The 17,600-nt window shown below is 66.3% G+C and carries 22 protein-coding genes; 12 read left to right on the top strand and 10 right to left on the bottom strand.

The features are described from left to right. Nucleotides 1–205: 205 nt before the first annotated feature. The 3 genes from JMT67_RS01185 to JMT67_RS01175 all read right to left on the bottom strand — a co-directional run bounded on the left by JMT67_RS01185 (nt 206) and on the right by JMT67_RS01175 (nt 3,300). Nucleotides 206–1,111 (bottom strand): GIN domain-containing protein, encoded by a 906-nt coding sequence (locus JMT67_RS01185; RefSeq protein WP_183215861.1) that lies wholly within the window; start codon nt 1,109–1,111, stop codon nt 206–208. Nucleotides 1,112–1,211: 100 nt separating this feature from the next. Beyond that, nucleotides 1,212–2,120 (bottom strand): cupin domain-containing protein, encoded by a 909-nt coding sequence (locus JMT67_RS01180; protein ID WP_183215863.1) that lies wholly within the window; start codon nt 2,118–2,120, stop codon nt 1,212–1,214. Nucleotides 2,121–2,139: 19 nt separating this feature from the next. Next, nucleotides 2,140–3,300, bottom strand: coding sequence for a GNAT family N-acetyltransferase (locus tag JMT67_RS01175; RefSeq protein ID WP_201462483.1), 1,161 nt, complete (start codon nt 3,298–3,300; stop codon nt 2,140–2,142). Nucleotides 3,301–3,480: 180 nt separating this feature from the next. Between JMT67_RS01175 and JMT67_RS01170 the strand changes: the two genes are divergently transcribed. Both JMT67_RS01170 and JMT67_RS01165 read left to right on the top strand, forming a co-directional pair. Beyond that, entirely contained in the window at nt 3,481–3,642 is a 162-nt protein-coding gene (locus tag JMT67_RS01170) for a hypothetical protein (RefSeq protein ID WP_191555498.1), read from the top strand. A gap of 38 nt (nt 3,643–3,680) precedes the next feature. Further along, nucleotides 3,681–4,751, top strand: a complete 1,071-nt coding sequence (locus tag JMT67_RS01165) for a L,D-transpeptidase family protein (protein WP_182713943.1) — start codon at nt 3,681–3,683, stop codon at nt 4,749–4,751. 9 nt (nt 4,752–4,760) lie between these two features. Here JMT67_RS01165 and JMT67_RS01160 read toward each other — a convergent pair whose 3' ends face one another. Together JMT67_RS01160 and pdxH are read right to left on the bottom strand one after the other, a co-directional pair. After that, on the bottom strand, nt 4,761–6,356 hold the full coding sequence (locus JMT67_RS01160; RefSeq protein ID WP_182713942.1) for a carboxylesterase/lipase family protein: 1,596 nt from the start codon (nt 6,354–6,356) through the stop codon (nt 4,761–4,763). A gap of 87 nt (nt 6,357–6,443) precedes the next feature. Then, nucleotides 6,444–7,118 carry a pyridoxamine 5'-phosphate oxidase gene (pdxH, locus tag JMT67_RS01155; RefSeq protein WP_182713941.1) on the bottom strand — a complete coding sequence of 225 codons (675 nt, stop codon included), beginning with the start codon at nt 7,116–7,118 and terminating at the stop codon, nt 6,444–6,446. Between the two features lie 119 nt (nt 7,119–7,237). On the opposite strand from pdxH, the gene JMT67_RS01150 reads away from it, so the two are divergent. From JMT67_RS01150 to JMT67_RS01135, 4 genes are all read left to right on the top strand, one after another. Further along, nucleotides 7,238–7,969 (top strand): DnaJ C-terminal domain-containing protein, encoded by a 732-nt coding sequence (locus JMT67_RS01150; protein WP_182713940.1) that lies wholly within the window; start codon nt 7,238–7,240, stop codon nt 7,967–7,969. A gap of 70 nt (nt 7,970–8,039) precedes the next feature. Continuing rightward, on the top strand, nt 8,040–9,125 hold the full coding sequence (gene aroC, locus JMT67_RS01145) for a chorismate synthase (protein WP_201462482.1): 1,086 nt from the start codon (nt 8,040–8,042) through the stop codon (nt 9,123–9,125). Next, on the top strand, nt 9,122–9,538 hold the full coding sequence (locus JMT67_RS01140; protein ID WP_201462481.1) for a GNAT family acetyltransferase: 417 nt from the start codon (nt 9,122–9,124) through the stop codon (nt 9,536–9,538). The genes aroC and JMT67_RS01140 overlap by 4 nt, the downstream gene beginning before the upstream one ends. A gap of 188 nt (nt 9,539–9,726) precedes the next feature. Then, a complete protein-coding gene (locus JMT67_RS01135) occupies nt 9,727–10,068 on the top strand; it encodes a VOC family protein (protein WP_201462480.1) in 342 nt (113 codons plus the stop codon). Nucleotides 10,069–10,078: 10 nt separating this feature from the next. On the opposite strand, the gene JMT67_RS01130 is transcribed toward JMT67_RS01135, so the two are convergent. After that, entirely contained in the window at nt 10,079–10,414 is a 336-nt protein-coding gene (locus JMT67_RS01130) for a hypothetical protein (RefSeq protein WP_152949937.1), read from the bottom strand. On the opposite strand from JMT67_RS01130, the gene JMT67_RS01125 reads away from it, so the two are divergent. Beyond that, complete coding sequence (locus JMT67_RS01125; RefSeq protein ID WP_152949935.1) at nt 10,404–10,715, top strand: hypothetical protein; 312 nt, start codon at nt 10,404–10,406, stop codon at nt 10,713–10,715. The two genes, JMT67_RS01130 and JMT67_RS01125, sit on opposite strands and share 11 nt — an antisense overlap. A gap of 215 nt (nt 10,716–10,930) precedes the next feature. Here the strand turns inward: JMT67_RS01125 and JMT67_RS01120 are convergent, their stop codons facing one another. Continuing rightward, complete coding sequence (locus JMT67_RS01120) at nt 10,931–12,514, bottom strand: sensor histidine kinase (RefSeq protein ID WP_233455749.1); 1,584 nt, start codon at nt 12,512–12,514, stop codon at nt 10,931–10,933. A gap of 160 nt (nt 12,515–12,674) precedes the next feature. After that, the gene (thiE, locus tag JMT67_RS01115) at nt 12,675–13,328 is read right to left on the bottom strand and encodes a thiamine phosphate synthase (RefSeq protein WP_183215881.1); all 654 of its coding nucleotides are present in this window, start codon (nt 13,326–13,328) and stop codon (nt 12,675–12,677) included. Between the two features lie 127 nt (nt 13,329–13,455). Between thiE and JMT67_RS01110 the strand changes: the two genes are divergently transcribed. After that, nucleotides 13,456–13,641, top strand: coding sequence for a (2Fe-2S)-binding protein (locus JMT67_RS01110; RefSeq protein WP_182713935.1), 186 nt, complete (start codon nt 13,456–13,458; stop codon nt 13,639–13,641). A gap of 142 nt (nt 13,642–13,783) precedes the next feature. Further along, a complete protein-coding gene (bfr, locus tag JMT67_RS01105) occupies nt 13,784–14,284 on the top strand; it encodes a bacterioferritin (RefSeq protein ID WP_054765438.1) in 501 nt (166 codons plus the stop codon). Nucleotides 14,285–14,425: 141 nt separating this feature from the next. On the opposite strand, the gene JMT67_RS01100 is transcribed toward bfr, so the two are convergent. Continuing rightward, complete coding sequence (locus JMT67_RS01100; RefSeq protein WP_201462478.1) at nt 14,426–15,151, bottom strand: ABC transporter permease; 726 nt, start codon at nt 15,149–15,151, stop codon at nt 14,426–14,428. Next, a complete protein-coding gene (locus JMT67_RS01095; RefSeq protein ID WP_201462477.1) occupies nt 15,151–16,086 on the bottom strand; it encodes an ABC transporter ATP-binding protein in 936 nt (311 codons plus the stop codon). Before JMT67_RS01095 ends, JMT67_RS01100 begins: the two co-directional genes overlap by 1 nt. A gap of 96 nt (nt 16,087–16,182) precedes the next feature. On the opposite strand from JMT67_RS01095, the gene JMT67_RS01090 reads away from it, so the two are divergent. Genes JMT67_RS01090 through JMT67_RS01080 form a run of 3 tightly spaced genes read left to right on the top strand, consistent with a single transcriptional unit; the run spans nt 16,183 to nt 17,523 of the window. After that, a complete protein-coding gene (locus JMT67_RS01090; protein ID WP_201462476.1) occupies nt 16,183–16,668 on the top strand; it encodes a DUF2975 domain-containing protein in 486 nt (161 codons plus the stop codon). Continuing rightward, nucleotides 16,669–16,911 (top strand): helix-turn-helix domain-containing protein, encoded by a 243-nt coding sequence (locus tag JMT67_RS01085; protein ID WP_054765434.1) that lies wholly within the window; start codon nt 16,669–16,671, stop codon nt 16,909–16,911. Between the two features lie 54 nt (nt 16,912–16,965). Continuing rightward, nucleotides 16,966–17,523 (top strand): tryptophan-rich sensory protein, encoded by a 558-nt coding sequence (locus JMT67_RS01080; protein ID WP_183215887.1) that lies wholly within the window; start codon nt 16,966–16,968, stop codon nt 17,521–17,523. Nucleotides 17,524–17,600 lie beyond the last annotated feature (77 nt).

The following is a 17,600-nucleotide window of genomic DNA, read 5'->3' as shown; positions in this document are numbered from 1 at the left end:
CCCGTTACACTCATCGACTCTTTGCTCTAAAATTTGCTCACACATGTTCTCACACGCAAGCGATCCCGCCAAAGTTTGGCTTGGAATTAAAAGAAGACTCAGCGCAAAAACGCCAGAGGAAAGCAATTTTTTGTATCCAGCCATAGAACCCTCCACATGTTGGTACCGTTACGTTACCAACTTTGGCGAGAAATTGCCATCACCCTTAGTTGCAGCGCCCAATTTCCTCGTTTTCTTGATTTCCGATAACTAATCGACCAGATCCTCGAACGGCCTGAGTACGAGCACCTGATAGACATCTAATGCGGACGTCTCCCGAGCCAGAAATCGCAGCATCAGCATTCAGCACTGTAGCATGCACGGTTATATTGCCGCTTCCGCCGATCATAGCGACAAGATTATCTACGGTGCCCGACCTTATCGTAATATTTCCAGAACCACCTATTACGGCATTTACATTTCCAATCACTTCAGAAACCTGGATACTACCAGATCCACTGACTGCCCCAGTAAATCGCCTGTTCGATCCGACACTTATATCTGAACTTCCAGACAACGCCACCGTCGCCGATTGTGAAATCCCTGCACGCAGCGCGCCTGTGCCAAGAGATTTTAGCAATAACGCTCCGGAGATGTTTGCTATATTCCACAATCCACAACCGGCGTTCTCTAATCTCACGTCGTGCGCGCCGCGCCCTACGGCCCCGAAGACGGCGCCCTCCGCGCTGACGTCCACATCACGCGGGGTGCGCAACACGATCAGCGGCGCCTCTTCCAGACGGACGCGGCCCAGGTTGCGCACCTCAACACTGGCGCCTTCGCCCGGCTGGGCGGCGCCCGCACGTCCGGCGTTGCAGTTGCGGACGTCGCCGCTCCACATCCGGTTGGAACGCAGGCCGCCGTCGATGCGGACGTCCCGTCCCTGACGACGCACCTGGAGCGCGGGCAACCGGGAGCGTCCCTGCGTCACCTCCACGGCGACGTCCTGGCGGTCTTCGACGATGACGACGACGCGCGCGACGGCGTTGCGGATTTCGACTTCGGCGGCCGACGCCGGCGCGGCTGCGGCGCAGGCGGCCAATGCGGCGGCGGCGATCAGAACGGTCTTCATGAGAGCTCCCTTTCCCTGACTACGGGAGAAGGGTGATCGCCCGGGCGACCCAAGTCATTTTAACTTCAGGTCATGAACCCGAATTAACCTGGCCCCCGCCTCATGGCCTGATCTCTCCCGCTCCGTCGGCGGCGCCGATCTGCGGTTCGAAGTCGCGTTCGAACTGGGCGATCCGGCTCTTCAACAATCCGGTGCGCTTCAGGGCCAGAGAGGCCGCCCAGCGGGCCGCCAGCTCGGGCGTCCCCATGGCGTCGGTGCATCGCGGGCGTCCGCCGCAGCTGCGAAGGACGGCGTTGGTGAACAGGGCTCCGTTCCGGAAACGCGACGGCCAGGTCTGGAAGTCCATCGACAGGCTGACGCAGAACCGATCCAGATTCTCCACCCTGTGCGGCGCATACAGAGGCCAGGTCAGCGCCCGGCCCGGCTCCAGATCGATGATCTGCGCCTCTCGCTCGAAGGCCAGGTCATAGGGCAGTTCCTCGGTCGTCTGGCGGGCGACCACCTGTTCCATGTTCCGTTCCGGCAATCGCCGCTCGTCGCCGGGATAGACGTAGATCCGCTTGCGCCCCCGCATGTGGAACAGGACCACCCCTGCCGCGTCGAAATGATAGGGCACCCGCGCCTTGGGCGACGACAGGATCAGCTGACCGGCGTTCCGAACGGCTCTAAGACCGGGGTAGGTCGCCTGGATCTTGCGAAATTCGTCCATGGCGGCGGCCCAAAGCTCTGGCCAGCCGGTCTCCACGCTCCGCAAATTGACCCACAGCCGGCCCTGTTTGATGGCCTCCAGCAGGGCCTCGCCGGACAGCCGCCCTCGCGCGCCGGTCCGCAGACTGACCTGCCCCGCCTCGTCATAGTCATACAGGTTGATGTCGAACAGTTCGGCGGGATAGCGATCCAGCACCGTCGCCAGGACCGCATCCTCGGCGAACCCCTGATCGACCAGGGTGTGCGGGTGGTCCGCCGCCTCTGAGATCGGACCGGGATAGCGGGTGCGTCGTTCGTTCATCGGCTTTCCTCGGCTTCGCTTAGACGTGGGCCACGCGGGTCGGGCCCTTGCGCTTGGCCGCCGCCTTGCTCACGGCGGACCGAAGGGCGAAGGCGGCGCCGCGCAACTGGCCAAGGGAGGAGGCTTCGCAGGCCTCGATGGTGGACCAGCGGCGACGCAGAGAGTTGCGCAGGGCCTGCCCCCGTCCTCCGGCTCCGCCCAGGGCGGCCACGGCCGCCTCGCCTAGGCTCCGACCCAGGCCGGGCCGGATCACCACCGCCTCCCGCACCGTCTGGCGCGCATTGACGAAATACTTCTTGTACCCCTCGCCTTCGAAACCGAAGTCGAAGACGCGGAAGCCGTCCGCCGCCGCCAACCGCATTGTGTCCATGCTCAACAGAATGCCGGGCGAACACCGCGCCAGCCGCGGCTCATAGGCCGGGAACCAGAAGTGGTAATGACGGCCGGCGTGGAGCGAGAACTCCAGCGCCACCAGGCTGTCGCCGGCGTGCATGACGGCCATCGAGGCGCCGAAGTCTTCGTGCCGGGCCAGCATCAGGGCGTGCAGCAGGTCGCGTGTCCATCCGCAGGCGAAGATGTCGTGCAGACCGGATCGACGGTACTGGGCCGCCTTCAGGGCGATCAGACGGTCCAGGAGAAACGGGTCGCGCAGGCCCGCCTCGACGCGGATCGGCCCAAGCTCGGCCTCGAGACTGCGACGGGCGCGCTCCTTGTCCTTGAAATACTTGCCGTAGGTCGATCGCCGCTCGGCGTACCAGGCCTCGTAACCGGGCTCCGACATGGCGACCTGGACCGTTCCTCGCGCCTGCCCCGCTTGGGCGGGCCCCACCCAGCTCGGCACATTAAGCCTTCGCGGGTTCAGCACGCCGGCGACCGCCTCCAGACTGAGCATCTCGTCCTCGGCGGCGATGACGCCGTGGTAGTCGTTCATCGGGGCGCCCAGCGGCTGCACCGCGCCGCCGCGCCTCTGGTGGGGAAAGAAACCCACAATCCGCTCGCCCCGCCGAAACACGGCGACGGCGGCGCCCGGGCAGACGCGGGCGGCGATCTCAGTGAATTCCCACCGGAAATAGGGGCTGGCCAGGGCGGGGTTGGTTAAGGTCCACCGCCGCCACAGGTCGACCGCGGCGGGATCCATCGCCTCCGCCTTCATGATCTCGACCTGCAGCGTTTCCGCCATGACGCCCTCGTGCGACCTCGACAGGCGAGGTCCGTTCCATCACGCCTCCTAACCAATCTCCTGTTTCGTTAGGGTTCACCGGCATGGTGAACGTCTGTTGACGCATGAGGAGGGAGCCGTGGCGCTCCGGATGCGTTGGCTCCGTCTCGGACGCCCCGCGTCTCCTTGGAAATGAAGCCGATGACCGACACCCGCCCCGATGACCGCAAAGTCGAGAATGAAAACCTGCGCCCGGACTCCGACGGCGAGCCGCCGCGCCCGGCGACGGAGCCAAAGGGCGCCGAAGGCTCCAGCAATTCAGGAAAGACGGCGACGGACCCGGCGACAGGGGAAGCGAACTGACCCCGCAGCCATCGTCCCCCGACCTTCCAGGATTATTCATGCCCCCTCGTTTCATTGTCCTGGCGCCAACCGTCGCCGCCCTGACCGTCGCGGGCCTGGCTGTCGCCGCCTGCGATCCCAACGACGACCGGCCGCCCGCCGCCCCCGCAGAGCAGACCGCCCAAGTCGGGGCGCAGGGCCGTCTGTCGCGCGACGCCATCGAGAACACCGCCTATTCCCCGCCGTCGACCGAGGGTGAAGGTGCGAGCCCTGCGGCTCGACCGCAACCGGACCCCGCCCTGATCCGCGCCCAAGTGCTGTTGCAACGCGCCCGCTTCTCGCCAGGCGCCATCGACGGTTTGGAAGGGTCCAACATGCGTCAGGCCGTCTCCGCCTTTCAGAAGGTCCAGGGTCTGCCCGTCAACGGCCGCCTCGACGCCGAGGTCATGGGGCGGTTGCGCGCCGCCAGCCAGGGCGCCGTGACCTCTACCTATGAGATAACCCAACAGGACGTTTCGGCTTCCTATCTCGGCATAGTCCCGACCGAGCTGGAGGCCCAGGGCCGGGCGCCGTCTATGGGCTACGCCAATATCGTCGAAGCGCTGGCCGAGCGCTTTCATGTGACCGAGGACCTGCTGAGGGCCCTGAATCCTGCGGCAGACTTCAACCGCCCAGGCCAGAAGTTGCTGGTTCCCGCGATCAATACGACGCCCTTGGCTGCGGATGTCGAAAGAATTGAGGTGGACAAGGCCCAAGGCGCGGTGCGGGCCTATGGCGCGGACGGGACGCTGCTCGCCTATTTCCCGGCGACGATCGGCAGTCGGGACAATCCCACCCCGACGGGCACGGTCAAGGTCAACGGCGTCGCCCGCAATCCCGACTATGTCTACGACCCGTCAAAGCTCAGCTATGGCGATGTGGATCGCAAGGTGGTCGTGGCCCCCGGGCCCAACAATCCTGTGGGCGTGGTCTGGATCGATCTGAACAAGCCCAGCTACGGCATCCACGGCACGCCGGATCCACATCTGGTCGGCAAGACCGCGTCGCACGGCTGCGTTCGCCTGACCAATTGGGACGCCTGGACCCTGGCCGACAAGGTCAAGCCAGGCGTGACTGTCCGCTTCGTCTAGGTGCTGGACCTAGTGGACGGCGCCGAAGGGCGTCCCGTCCCAGAAGTCGCAGTTGTGACGAGCGAAGAAGGCGTCATCCAGTCGATCGCCCTGGGCCGTAAACACCCGAACCGGCCCCGCGCCCGCCACACGGGGCCATTCAGCGCCGAAATCCTGCTGTCCGAATCCGGCCCACAGGCCCTGCATGCGGAGCGACAACGCCTTCTGCTCTGGCGTGAACCGGTCGACGTCGGCGAAGATCCAACTGGTCCCGAAGACATAGGCCAGTTCGCTGGCGTGATAAGCGCCCAGGTCCAGGCCCACGATCCCGTCGGGCAGGACGAATGGGGCGTCGCGATCGGCGAACTCATATCCCCAGACTGGCGTATAGCGCGACAGCTGACGCCGCAGGGCCTGGGACGGACAGGCGAACCTCTGGTCGGTGAAGTTGGCGGCGATGGCATAGGCCGGGCCATCCGGGCCGACCGGATAGCGGTCCAGCACGCGGGGACCGACATCGCCGTACATCCACAGCGTCTCCTTCTGGTAGCGGTCCATGTCCTTGACTTCATTGGCGAACAGACGCCCCTCGTCCAGATTGGTCCCGACGATGACGGGCACGCGGGTGAACCGCCCTTGGTCGATAGCCAGGGCGGGGTTTTCAGGCACGGTCGCATCGGTGTGCACCGGTCCCCACGACCCTGGGCCGTTGATGCCCGCCCGAACTGACGGCGCCCGCGACAGACGCCAGGCGGGCAAGGCCTTCAGGCAGGCGATCTGATCGGCGCCGGTGCAGCCCAAACGCCGGGCGAAGAGCGGGCCGGAGGCGGCGGCCTCTTCAGCGCTGACCAGAGACGAGGGCTCCAGACAGCCGCCGCTTTGCAGGATCATCCTCTGATAGAGACCCTCGGCCTGGGGCGAGGTCATCAGATAACAGGCGGCCCAGGCGCCGGCGCTTTCCGTGAACAGGGTGACATTGGCCGGGTCTCCGCCGAAGGCGGCGACGTTGCGGTTCACCCATTTCAGCGCCGCCAACTGATCCATCAGGCCGAAGTTGCCGCCGAACCCCTCACCCTCAGCCTGGAACTGAGGATGCGCCAGCCAGCCGAGGGCCCCCAGCCGGTAGTTCAAAGTGACGACCACCCGGTCCTGATCCGCCGCCAGCCGCGACGGATCGTAGTTGGCGCCCGAGCCCACGGTGAAGGCGCCGCCCGGTATATAGACCATGACAGGCCGGCGCCGCTGCGGTTCGCCGGCCGGGGCGTAGATGTTGAGGTAGAGGCAATCCTCTGACCCGACCACCAGACCGCCCCCGCCGCCCAATATCGCCTTGCGCCCTATAGCCTGGGTGCAGTCGGACCCTATGCGGGTGGCGTCGCGCACCCCGCTCCAGCCTTCAACGGGCTGAGGCGCCCGCCAGCGCAGTTCGCCGACGGGCGGGCGCGCGAAGGGCACGCCCAGAAACGCCCGCGCGCCCGCGCCCTCTACGCCCCGAACCGTCCCGGCCTCGGTGGCGGCGAGAACCGGGCGAGCGTCCGGCGCGAACCTGATGGGATAAACCTTGCCCGGATGAACGGCGCAGGCCGCCAGAACGAGGGACGCGAACAGCAGCGACAGCAGACGCATAGAGAACCTTGGCCGTGACGAAGCGACCTTAACGCGCGCGCCCGTGCAAATATCCCTGTGCGAAACGATTCAGTCCCGCAGGACGACCTAGGGCCAAAGGCGCTGTCGCAGCCAGGCGTCGCCGTCGCGGGTGAACTGCAGCCGGTCATGCAGGCGGAACGGCCGGTCGCGCCAGAACTCGACGACATGAGGCGTCACCCGCCAGCCGCTCCACCGCTCAGGACGCGGCACCTCCAGGTCCTGGAAACGCGCAGTCTCGCGCGCGACGGCCGCTTCCAGGCTCTGGCGATCGTCCAGCGGGCGCGACTGGTCCGAGGCCCAGGCGCCGATGCGGCTCTCGCGGGCCCGGCTGGCGAAATAGTCGTCGGCCTCCTGAGGCGTCACCGGTTCGACTGAGCCTCGCACCCGCACCTGACGGCGCAGCGACTTCCAGTGAAAGGTCAAGGCGGCGACCGGCCGCGCCGCCAGTTCGACGCCCTTGGCGCTTTCGCGGTTCGAATAGAAGGTGAAGCCGCGCGCATCGACGTCCTTCAACAACACGATCCGCGCGTCCGGCATGCCGTCGGCGTCCACGGTGGACAGGGTCATGGCGTTGGAATCATTGACCTCATGCGCGCGCGCCTCAGCGAGCCACTCGATGAAGGGACCGATCGGTTCGGTGCGGTCGAACAGGCTTTCGTCGCCGTTGGCGGCCAGGGCGGCGGCGTAGTCGCGAGCGTATTCCTCTCGCGACGGACTGGGCGGGATCACTGGTGCGGTCATGCGCAGGATTTAGACTGTGAAGGAGCCGATGAAAATGATCGGGATCAAATCCCCCCTCCCCGCCGTCCAGATCAAGCTGGTTAACCCGGCGTTGACCCTAAGGCGCGAACGGTAGCGAAATGAGCCCTTCTCATTCCCGATCAGACGCCGATGCGGTTCGTGACGCCCTTTCCACCTTGGGGCTTCAGGACGCCGCCGACGCTGAATCGCTGAAGGCGGCCTTCCGCGCGGCGGTGAAGGCGGCGCGGCCCGACCAGCCTGGCGGAGACGCCGATCGGTTTCGCAGAGTCATCGCCGCCTATCGCCTGGTCCAGGCCTACAGGCCGGGCGACGTCGCGCCGGGGACGCCGGACCGGCCCGCCGCCCCGCCTGTGCTCAGCCTCAGCCCCTTGCAGGCGGTCGCGGGCGCCAAGATTGATTTGCGGCTGGGTGCACGCACGATCCGGGTCGCGGCGCCGCCGGGCCTTCGAACCGGAGAGACGTTGCGACTGCGCGGCGGGGCGGCCGACGGGGCGGACCTTCTCCTGGCGGTGCTGATCCGCCCCCAGGATGGCCTGTCGGTCCTGGGCGACGATCTGTTCATGAGTTGGCCGACGCCTCAGCGCCTGTTGCAGGAAGGCGGCCGGGTCGAGATCGACACCCACGCCGGGACACGCTCCGCCTGGATCACGCCCGACCGTGCGGCGCCGGTCCGCATTCGGCTGAAAAACCTGGGACTGCCGGCGCGCGGATCCCGCCCTCCGGGCCATCTGTTCGTGACCTTGACCCCGTCGTCCGAAACGCGGTCCCCGGCCGAAGACCTGCTGGCGCAGTTCACCCGAGCCTGGACGCCGGAACGGCTGGCGGCCTGAGGGCGCAAAGCACTTCGCGAACCCGGCGTGACGGTTTCGCCGGGCGCCGTCATGCTCTAAGCGTCGCCCTATGTCGCACAACACCTTCGGCCATCTGTTCCGCGTGACCACCTGGGGCGAAAGCCACGGCCCGGCCATCGGCTGCGTCGTGGACGGCTGCCCGCCGCTGATCCCTCTGACCGAGGCCGATCTTCAGCCCTGGCTTGACCAGAGAAAGCCCGGCGGTTCGCGCTTCGTGACCCAAAGACGCGAAAGCGACACCGCGCAGATTCTGTCCGGCGTGTTCGATGACGGCGAGGGCCCGGTGACCACCGGCACGCCCATCTCGATCCTGATCAAAAACGAGGACCAGAGGTCCAAAGATTATGGCGAGATCGCCCGCGCCTATCGTCCCGGCCATGCCGACTTCACCTATCAGACCAAGTACGGCGTTCGCGATCCGCGGGGCGGCGGGCGCTCGTCGGCGCGCGAGACGGCCAGCCGCGTGGCGGCGGGAGCTGTGGCGCGCAAGGTGCTGGGCGACGGCGTCAAGATCCGCGCCGGCGTGGTGAAGATCGGCCCGCACCGGATCGCACCGGAAGCCATTGATTTCGACGCCGTGCATGGCAACCCGCTGTTCGCCGCCTCCAGCGCGGTCGTTGCGGAATGGGAGGCCTATCTGGACGAGGTCCGCAAGGCCGGCTCGTCGATCGGCGCCGTCGTCGCCCTGGAGGTGACCGGCGTGCCTGCCGGCTGGGGCGCGCCGCTCTACGGCAAGCTGGATTCCGAACTGGCCGCCGCCCTGATGTCGATCAACGCCGCCAAGGGCGTGGAGATCGGCGCCGGCTTTGGAGCGGCGGAATTGTCGGGAGAGGACAACGCCGACCAGATGAGGCTGGACCTGAACAAGCAGCCGGTCTTCCTGTCGAACCATGCGGGCGGAGTGCTGGGCGGCATCTCCACAGGACAGCCGGTCACGGCGCGGGTGGCGTTCAAACCCACCTCCTCGATCCTGACGCCGCGCCAGACCATCACCCGTGACGGCGAGGAGGCCGACCTGCGCACCAAGGGCCGGCACGACCCGTGCGTCGCCCTGCGCGCCGTGCCGGTGGTCGAGGCCATGGCCGCTTGCGTCCTGGCCGACGCCCTCCTGCGGCACCGCGCCCAGGTCGGATGACGGACATCCGACCCATCCGCAAAGGGGAAGACGAGGCGGTCATCGCACTTTGGACAGCCTGCGGCCTCACGCGCCCATGGAACGACCCGGTTGCGGACCTGACTCTGGCGAAGGGCGGCGCGACCTCCGCCGTTCTGGTCGCGGCGGACGACGCGGGAATAGGCGGGACCATCATGGTGGGCTTCGACGGCCATCGCGGCTGGGTCTATTATCTGGCGGTTGACCCCGGGCGTCGTCGCCGCGGCTTGGGGCGCAGCCTGATGGCGGCGGCGGAAGACTGGCTGATGGTCAGAGGCGTCCCCAAACTTCAGCTCATGGTCCGCAGCGATAACGAGGCGGCTGTGGGCTTTTATCAGCGACTGGGTCTGGAGCGGCAGGAGGTGATCGTACTCGGCCGCAGGCTGGACGGCTGACCGGCGTCGCCGTTCGCTCTGTCCTTCGGCTTCTCGTCCTGCCGCATAAGCGCCATCAGGCCGGTTAGACCCGTCGTCATCACGATCATAGCCGACTCCTGCAACTGCGAACCGTTTGCAGGTTTGCGCGCATCTGAGCGGTATGCAAGACGGGTTCGTCGGTGGCGCCGCACCTTAGGAGATCAACCGTGCGTGAAGACGGAAAGCTGGACTACCTCGAACTGCCCGCCGCAGACCTGCCCAAGACCAAGGATTTCTACAGTCAGGCCTTCGGCTGGACCTTTGTCGATTACGGCCCGACCTACGCTGCCTTCGATCAGGGGCTGGACGGCGGTTTCGACGCCGACGAGGCGGAACGAACCAGGACGCCTCTACCCGTTCTTTACGCGGACGACCTGGAGGCCATGCAGGCCAAGGTCGAGACGGCCGGCGGCGTGATCCTGAAGCCAATCTACGCCTTTCCGGGCGGTCGTCGCTTCCACTTCGCCGATCCTGCCGGGACGGAGATGGCGGTCTGGTCGGAAAACTGACCCCAGGACGTCAGCGGGCGTCCACCGACTGCGCAATCCTCTCGGCCAAGTCGCGGGCGGCGTCGTCCACACTCGCCACCCAGATATGGATTTCCTGGGGCGCGGACGGCCGCTGGAACAGGTGCTCCAGCGCCTGACGTCGCCCGCCTTCGCTGACCACGACCGAGGCGCGCCCTCCGGCCCGCACCACCTCGCCGTCGTAAATGGGGAATTGCGACGCCGGACCCACATAGATCATGACGAGGGGAAGCCCCCCGGCGGCCCGAACCGAATAGACGGCGGCGTCGGCGCCCGCCGGGGCGCGGGTCAGGATCAGGCTCTGCGGCAGCTCAAGGGTGAAGGGCAAGGCGGCGATAGCGGCGGCGTCCAGGCCTGACAAGCCGACAGGGTTCGCCGACGGCGCAGCGCTGGTCGCCGAAGAGGTCGGCGCGGCCGGCGACGTGACGGCGGGCGTCGTCGCGGGCGTCGGCCGTGGTGGCGGCGTGATCGCCGGTCGCACCGCCGGAGAGGTCGGCGCCGCAGCCGAGGGCTCGGCCCCGATCGCAGCGGACGTTGCGGAGGGCGTCGCGGGCGCGGGCGCGGCGGCCGGCGCACGCCCCGCCGACAGGCTGTTGAGGTCGCGCGTCACAGACGACGCCCCCGACTGAATCGGCGCCGCCCCGGTTTGAGAAGAGGTCGCCGGCGGCTGGGGTTGAGATGCGGTCGTCGGTTTGAAGGGCGGACCGCTGTTCAAATCCCGCGTCAGATCCGACGGCGAGCGCGGTGCGGACGACGCTTCTTGACCGGACAGAAGCGTGGCGGCGAGAGCGAGAGCGAACATGGCGCGACCTTTACGCGCCGCAGGCTGAACCGCAAGGCCCCGTCAGGCGCGCGGCAGCTCGATCCAGAAGGTCGCGCCCTCGCCCGGCGCCGACACCACGCCTATGGCGCCGCCTTGAAGCTCAACCAGCCGCTTGGCCAGGGCCAGGCCGACGCCGTGGCCTTCCACGCTGGATCGTTCCAGCCCCAGACGGTTGAAGGGCTCAAACAGCTGCGCCTGCTTCTCCTCGGACAGGCCGGGGCCGAAGTCGGACACCTCGATGCGAACGCAATCCTCCTGCTGGATCGCTCGCAGGATCACGCCGCCGCCCGCACCGCCGTATTTGAGCGCATTGACCGCCAGGTTGGTCACGACCTGAACCAGTCGTTGGGAGTCCGCCACGGCCACCGCGTGGCCGTCCTCGCAGACGACGGTGATCTCCACGCCCTGGGCCTCGGGCAACAGCACCGCACTGCGGCGGACGTCATCGAGCACGCCCACCACGTCGGTCGGGCGCAGTTCGACCTTGACCGAGCCGGATTCGGCGCGCGCCACGTCCAGCAGATCGTGCGCCAGGGCCTCGACCTGGCGGGCCGTCTTTACCAGCATGTCCGCCATCTCCGCCTGTTTCGGCGTCACCGGCCCCAGTTGCCCGCTTGACCAGAGTTGGCCGATGCCGATGACGCCCGCCACTGGGCTTTTGATCTCGTGCGCGACATTGGCCAGCAGGCGAGACTTGGCTTCGGAGGTCATTTCGGCCCGGACCTGTCCCAGACGCGCTCGCTCGGCCAGCCGATCTCGTTCTTCCAGAAGGGCGGCCACCAGAAGGGTCGGCATATAGCCGATGAGAACCAGCAGCTGCGCTATCAGCACCTGTTCGGCGCGCGCCATTCCGGCGACATAGGGGCCGGCGCCGGCCATGGCGCTGCCCACCGCCAGGATCGAGACGATCAGAAGGCTGAAGGCCGAGCCCGCCACACCCAGACGCACCGCCACCGCCAGCAGCAGCGGCGTCATGATGAAGCCCATGGACATCTGTCCGGTGAAGCCGATGTAGTAGAAGGCCAGAATGGCGGTCATCAGGCCCGCCGCCTCAAATCGCGTCTGAGAGCGGTTCAGGCGGGTCAGAGTGGAACGGGTCAATGAAAGTCCCAGAGCCCCGATCACCGCTATGCCCAGGGCATGGCCGAACCACCAGGTCTTGAAACTTTCCAGCGACGCCTCCTGACCCAGATGCGGCAAGGCAAAGGCCACCGCCAGGCCTGCGGGGACAGGGGCGATCAGGGCGCAGAGCAGAAAGCGGACGGTGCTGCCCAGACTGAGAATGTGCAGGCTCGGCAAAACTCGACGCACCAGAAACACAGCCGCCCCGATCTCGATCAGATTGCCGGCAGTGAAGAGCAACGACAGCGCCGGACTGTTTCCCGAGATCAACTCGCCGATCATGAGGCTGACGGTCAGAACCAGGGCGAAGACCATGTCGTGACGGCGTCCGCTGCCGGTCCTCAGCCAGACCGCAACCGCCACGCCGCTGGCGGCCCACAGGCCGACCACCAGGCCGGAGCTGCGCGCAAAATTGACCGCCACGGCGACCAGCAAGGCCACCGCCACGCCGGTCAAGACGGGCACGACGGGGTGGGCGAACAAATCACTGCCCGCCTTGCTGCGGCCTACGCCGGCTGCCGACGCAGGGGCTGCGGTTGCGATGTCGAGCGCGCGGCTCATCGTCATGTAAAGGGTCTCGGCGAATGGATCCGCCGAAGATTAGACGCCGATCATGCTAAAATACCCTGAAGCAGGGCGCGGTTCAGAACTTCAACCTTTCGTTGAAAGCCTTGACCGCCGCCGCCGGCCCCTGGGCATAGGACCAGACGCCACTGCTGACGGCGATGAAATCGGCCCCCGCGCGGGCGAGGTCCTGGGCCGTGTCCACCGTGATCCCGCCGATGGCGACGCAGGGCGCCTCGACCGTTTCCTGCCAGACGGTCAGAAGCTCCAACTCCGGCCGGTGCGTCGTGGTCTTGGTGTCGGTCGGATAGAAGGCACCGAAGGCGACATAGTCGGCTCCGCCCTCTGCGGCGTCCCAGGCCAGTTCACGGTCGTCGTGACAAGTGACGCCTATCATGGCGTCTGGCCCCATGATGCGCCGAGCCTCGGCCAGAGTGGCGTCCTGCTGGCCGATGTGCACGCCATCGCATCCGGTCTCCTTGGCCAAATCCGGGCGGTCGTTCAGCAGAACGGCCACGCCGTGGCGACGCGCGACGGGCGCCAGCGCCGCGACCGCCGCCCGGACCGCGGCGTCGTCGGCCGGCTTGAGCCGGATTTGCAGCGCCGCCACGTCGCCGGCCTCCAACGCCTGACCCAGCAGGTTCGCAAAGGCGTCCAGATCCGGAATCACCGGAGGGGTGATCAGATAGAGGCGGCAGGGCGGACGGGCGGGAACGGTGGGGGACTTGGCCATGGCGCTGCTTCCCTCTCCTGCGACCATTCGTCAACGGTATCAGACGGCGCAATGCGTGCGAACGACTTGCAATCGCCTTAACGGATGCTATAGCGAACCATTATCAGCCTCGACCGCATGGATCCTCGTGTACGTCTGCAACTGCAACGGTCTGCGTCAAAGAGACGTCGCTCAAGCCATCGAGGCCGGAGCCAGTCGTCCGCGCGACATTTTCGAGCGCCACCAGTGTCAGGCCCAGTGCGCCAAATGCGTCTGTGAGATGCGACAAATGATCCAGGACAACCGCGAAGCCTTCGCCCTCGCCGCCGAATAGTCGCCGAATCCTTCGCGGGCGAAAATCACTCGCACTATCAATGTAGTGATAAAAACTCGCAAATAAACAAACTGGCTTTTACTGTGGTACGGCATGGCCTGGCAGACGGCGCAGAGGTCGTCTCCAGAGCAAGGACAGGACCATGAAGGGCGACCCCGCAATCCTCCGCACACTGAACGCTGTGCTGACTAACGAACTGACGGCGGTCAATCAGTATTTCCTTCACGCGCGCATGTTCGAGAGCTGGGGCTTGGCCCACCTCGGCCACGTGATCTACGAAGAATCGATCGGCGAGATGAAGCACGCCGACATGCTGATCAAACGCATCCTCTTCCTGGACGGCCTGCCGAATCTGCAGGATCTGCACAAGCTCAAGGTCGGCGAGGATCCGATCGAATGCCTGGGCGCCGACCTGCAGCTGGAGCTGGATAGTCGTGTCGCCACCGCCGCCGCCGTGACCCAGTGCGAAGAGGCCCGCGACTACGTCAGCCGTGACCTGCTGATGAAGATTTTGTCCGACACCGAGGAGCACATCGACTTCCTCGAAAACCAGCACAAGCTGATCGAACTGATGGGCGCACAGAACTATCTGCAGTCGGCCATGAAGGAGATCGTCACCGACAGCGCCGCGACGGGCGGCTGAGGCTCCTTAGAGCCTGATCGGTTGAAGTGGAATCGCTTCGCGATTCCGCTGAAGCCGTGAATCAGGCTCCAGATTAAAGCGAGAGCATGATTCACGCTTCTGTCGGAACCGCGAAGCGGTTCCGTCCGAAACGATCATGCTCTAGCGTCCCTCGCGGCGGGCCAGGTGCAGCACCGCCGCCGCGAGCACGACAAGGCCCAAACCACCGCCCAGCGTCAATGCGGTCTGCACCCGCCAGGCCTCGGTCGCCAGGACGTTGACGGGCATCTGCCAAGGCATGAACACCCCTTGCCTGGCGGATGTGGCCACGACGGCGAAGAAGGTTCCCCCAATGCCCAAGGCCAAGCCCGGCACAAAACTGGCGAAGCGGATGGCGGTCCAGAACTGTATGGCGATCATCAGCAGGGCGGCCGCCGCCATCCGCGCCATCGACCAGGCGTAGCCCGTCAAATCGAGCGCGCCCATAGCCGCGGCCTCCGGCTTGATCAGGCCGCCCAGCGCCACCGCCCCTATGGTCGCGCCCAGCACCGCCGCGCTCATGATCAGCACGAGAGCGATCACGCAGACCGCCTTGGCCGCGTAGAGCGTCCAGCGGGGAACAGGCAGGGCGCGCAAATGATCCCAGCTTCGCGGGCCGTGCTCCATGTGCGCGACCAGAGCGGTTAGGGCCGCGACGCACAGGGGCATCATGAAATAGGCCCAGATCGCCATGCCGCTGCCGATCCACATGTCCCACTCCGACGGCGTCTTGGACCGAAGCAGCATCGAGAAGACGAAGACGGCGATCAGGGCGGGCGCTGTCGCCGCAAGCACCAGAGCCAAAGAACGGTTCAGCTTCCGAACTTCTACAGACAGAACGGTCAACATCAGACGGGCTCCGAGACGGGTCTTCGGGAGACGGCGGAGGCGGCGCGATAGACGCCCTCGAGCGAGGGCGCGCGCGAGCCGATAGAGAAGACGGCTACGCCGGCCGCAACCAGATCGCGGTTCAAAGCCGCGCAGACCTGGTCATTATCGTCGCCGGGACGCAGCTGCGCCACCAGCCCATCGGCGTCGTCGCTCAGGGTCAGGTCTCGCGAACGCAAGACGGCGCGGGCGCGTGCCGGGTCATCGACACGCAGCCCGATCTCTGGCGCCAGTTCGGCCTTAAGCCGGGCCAGTTCGCCCTCGACCACCAGCCGACCCTGATGGATTACGCCGACATGGGTGGCGGTCTGTTCGATCTCGCCGAGCTGGTGGCTGGACAGCAGGACCGTCGCCCCCGCGCGGATCGGCAGTTCCCGCAGGAAGTGACGCATGTCGGCGATGCCGTCGGGGTCCAACCCGTTCGTCGGTTCGTCCAGCATGAGCACCGGCGGGGCCCCCAGCAGGGCGCGGGCGATGCCAAGCCTCTGGCGCATGCCCAGGGAGTAGTCGCCGACGCGCCGTCCGCCGTCGCGCCTCATATCGACGACGTCCAGCACCCGATCGACCTCAGTCGTCGCCAGACCCAGAAGTCGCCGGGTCAGGTCCAGATTCTCTCGTCCCGAAAGATGGCCATAGAAGCCGTGCGCCTCCAGCAGGGCCCCGATCTTGCGGGCCGCGCCTCTGCGGTCCTTGACGACATCGACGCCGCAAACCCGAGCCACGCCCGATGAGGGCCGCAGCAGGCCGGTCAGCATCTTCATCGTCGTGGTCTTGCCGGCGCCGTTGCGGCCCAGGACGCCATAGACCGAATGATCCGGCACGGTCATGGACACGCCGTCCACCGCCCGACGATCCCCGAAAAGACGGGTCAGTCCCTCAGTCTCTATAGCCGCCATGCCCAACCCAATCTTTAACTCTTAGATAAAGTTGCGGCCCTCGGATTTTTAAGTCAAGATTAAAAACAAGACAGGTTTCAACTCGGAACAAGGCCCATGACCGCTGACAACCTCGCCCGCTTTCGGCTGATGTGCCGGCAGTTCCGCGCGCTTGCGATCTTCATGGTCGTCAGCGTCGGCGGCTTGCTGGCCCTGGCGCCGGTCGCCTTCTTCCTGGCGCAGGGAGATCGCCCGGTCCGGCTGCTGGTTGAACAAGTCCTTTGGGCCCTGCCCGCCCTATTCTACCTTTTCGCCGTCTGGTCGATCGGGTCGGCGATGGGGCAGTTGGCGAAGGGGCGTTTGATCCAGCCGACCTTATCGTCCGCCCTGCGTCGCGTGGGGTTGGCGCTTGGCCTTGGCGGAGTGCTCAGCGTCTTTGGCGTCACCAACCTGATGCGGCTGTTGGGTCTTACCCAGGGCGGCTTCGCCTATTTCGACATCGCCGGCATGACTCTGGGCATGATCGGCGGCGCCCTGTTCCTGTTGGGGCGCGTCATCGACCACGCCGGCCGAATACAGGCCGAGATGGACGAGATAATCTGAATGCCGGTTCGCGTCACCCTGAATGATCTGATGGTTCGCAAGGGCCTGAAGGCGCGCGACGTCGCCGCCCAGGTGGGCCTCAGCGAGACCCAGTTCTCGCTGTTTCGATCCGGCAAGGTGAAGGGCATAAGGTTCAGCACTCTGGCGCGGCTGTGCGCGGTGCTGGAGTGCCGCCCCGGCGACCTGCTGGACTATGATTTCGATCCGCGCGAGACGGAACCGGTCGAACCGGACGAGGTCTGACGGAACCGGCGCCCCGTCCGCCCATTAGATTTTCCTGACAAGCGGGAGCGGACCATGACGGATATCGACGACGCCATCGACGACGTGCGCGACGCGGCCGTGGATCTGTTGAACAGCGAGGGGCGGAGCGCGGCGCATGTCGCGGTTGGGGTGGCGCTGACGGTGGGGTTTGCTCTGCTGGCGACGGGCATAGCGTCAGGCGCATTCACCCCCAAACGAAAGCTGAAACATGTGCGCGACGGCGATCTGCCCATTACGGAGAAGCCGCGCGGCGCCTTCAGCCTGATCCTGCCAGCGGTGTTTTCGGCCACGACCCTGTCGGCGGTGCGGGTCTGGAATGCGCCGCACCGGCCCGAAAGGACGCGCGCCATGGGGCTTTGGGTCGCGGCCCAGACGGTCAACGCCGTCTGGCTGGGATTGCGCCCCTCGTCGATGTGGAAACAGGTGGCGGCCGCCATGTCGTCGGCCGGTCTCGCTGCGGCCTTCGCCCATGAGGCCCGCAAACTGGACGAGGGCGCCGGCAAGATGGCCGCCCCGACAGGCGGCGGCGTTCGGGTGGGCAACTTCCTTCATCGGAAAGCCGATCAGATGAACGAGCGGACCCTCCACTAGGTCCGCCTTGCCCTTTTCGGGGGCTTCCTCTAGGGATCGCGCCCTATTCGCCACGCTCCAACCTGGGCGCGCGGGCG

It is taken from the genome of Brevundimonas aurantiaca (genome assembly GCF_904830995.1).
Taxonomy (GTDB): domain Bacteria; phylum Pseudomonadota; class Alphaproteobacteria; order Caulobacterales; family Caulobacteraceae; genus Brevundimonas; species Brevundimonas aurantiaca.
The sequence above is the reverse complement of the archived record's forward strand: the minus strand, read 5'-3'. Positions and strand labels throughout refer to the sequence as shown.

What these genes read in the sequence shown, in the direction of transcription:
- JMT67_RS01185 (WP_183215861.1), bottom strand. Translation starts at nt 1,111, where the DNA reads ATGAAGACCGTTCTGATCGCCGCCGCCGCATTGGCCGCCTGCGCCGCA.
- JMT67_RS01180 (WP_183215863.1), bottom strand. Translation starts at nt 2,120, where the DNA reads ATGAACGAACGACGCACCCGCTATCCCGGTCCGATCTCAGAGGCGGCG.
- JMT67_RS01175 (WP_201462483.1), bottom strand. Translation starts at nt 3,300, where the DNA reads ATGGCGGAAACGCTGCAGGTCGAGATCATGAAGGCGGAGGCGATGGAT.
- JMT67_RS01170 (WP_191555498.1), top strand. Translation starts at nt 3,481, where the DNA reads ATGACCGACACCCGCCCCGATGACCGCAAAGTCGAGAATGAAAACCTG.
- JMT67_RS01165 (WP_182713943.1), top strand. Translation starts at nt 3,681, where the DNA reads ATGCCCCCTCGTTTCATTGTCCTGGCGCCAACCGTCGCCGCCCTGACC.
- JMT67_RS01160 (WP_182713942.1), bottom strand. Translation starts at nt 6,356, where the DNA reads ATGCGTCTGCTGTCGCTGCTGTTCGCGTCCCTCGTTCTGGCGGCCTGC.
- pdxH (WP_182713941.1), bottom strand. Translation starts at nt 7,118, where the DNA reads ATGACCGCACCAGTGATCCCGCCCAGTCCGTCGCGAGAGGAATACGCT.
- JMT67_RS01150 (WP_182713940.1), top strand. Translation starts at nt 7,238, where the DNA reads ATGAGCCCTTCTCATTCCCGATCAGACGCCGATGCGGTTCGTGACGCC.
- aroC (WP_201462482.1), top strand. Translation starts at nt 8,040, where the DNA reads ATGTCGCACAACACCTTCGGCCATCTGTTCCGCGTGACCACCTGGGGC.
- JMT67_RS01140 (WP_201462481.1), top strand. Translation starts at nt 9,122, where the DNA reads ATGACGGACATCCGACCCATCCGCAAAGGGGAAGACGAGGCGGTCATC.
- thiE (WP_183215881.1), bottom strand. Translation starts at nt 13,328, where the DNA reads ATGGCCAAGTCCCCCACCGTTCCCGCCCGTCCGCCCTGCCGCCTCTAT.
- bfr (WP_054765438.1), top strand. Translation starts at nt 13,784, where the DNA reads ATGAAGGGCGACCCCGCAATCCTCCGCACACTGAACGCTGTGCTGACT.
- JMT67_RS01100 (WP_201462478.1), bottom strand. Translation starts at nt 15,151, where the DNA reads ATGTTGACCGTTCTGTCTGTAGAAGTTCGGAAGCTGAACCGTTCTTTG.
- JMT67_RS01095 (WP_201462477.1), bottom strand. Translation starts at nt 16,086, where the DNA reads ATGGCGGCTATAGAGACTGAGGGACTGACCCGTCTTTTCGGGGATCGT.
- JMT67_RS01090 (WP_201462476.1), top strand. Translation starts at nt 16,183, where the DNA reads ATGACCGCTGACAACCTCGCCCGCTTTCGGCTGATGTGCCGGCAGTTC.
- JMT67_RS01085 (WP_054765434.1), top strand. Translation starts at nt 16,669, where the DNA reads ATGCCGGTTCGCGTCACCCTGAATGATCTGATGGTTCGCAAGGGCCTG.
- JMT67_RS01080 (WP_183215887.1), top strand. Translation starts at nt 16,966, where the DNA reads ATGACGGATATCGACGACGCCATCGACGACGTGCGCGACGCGGCCGTG.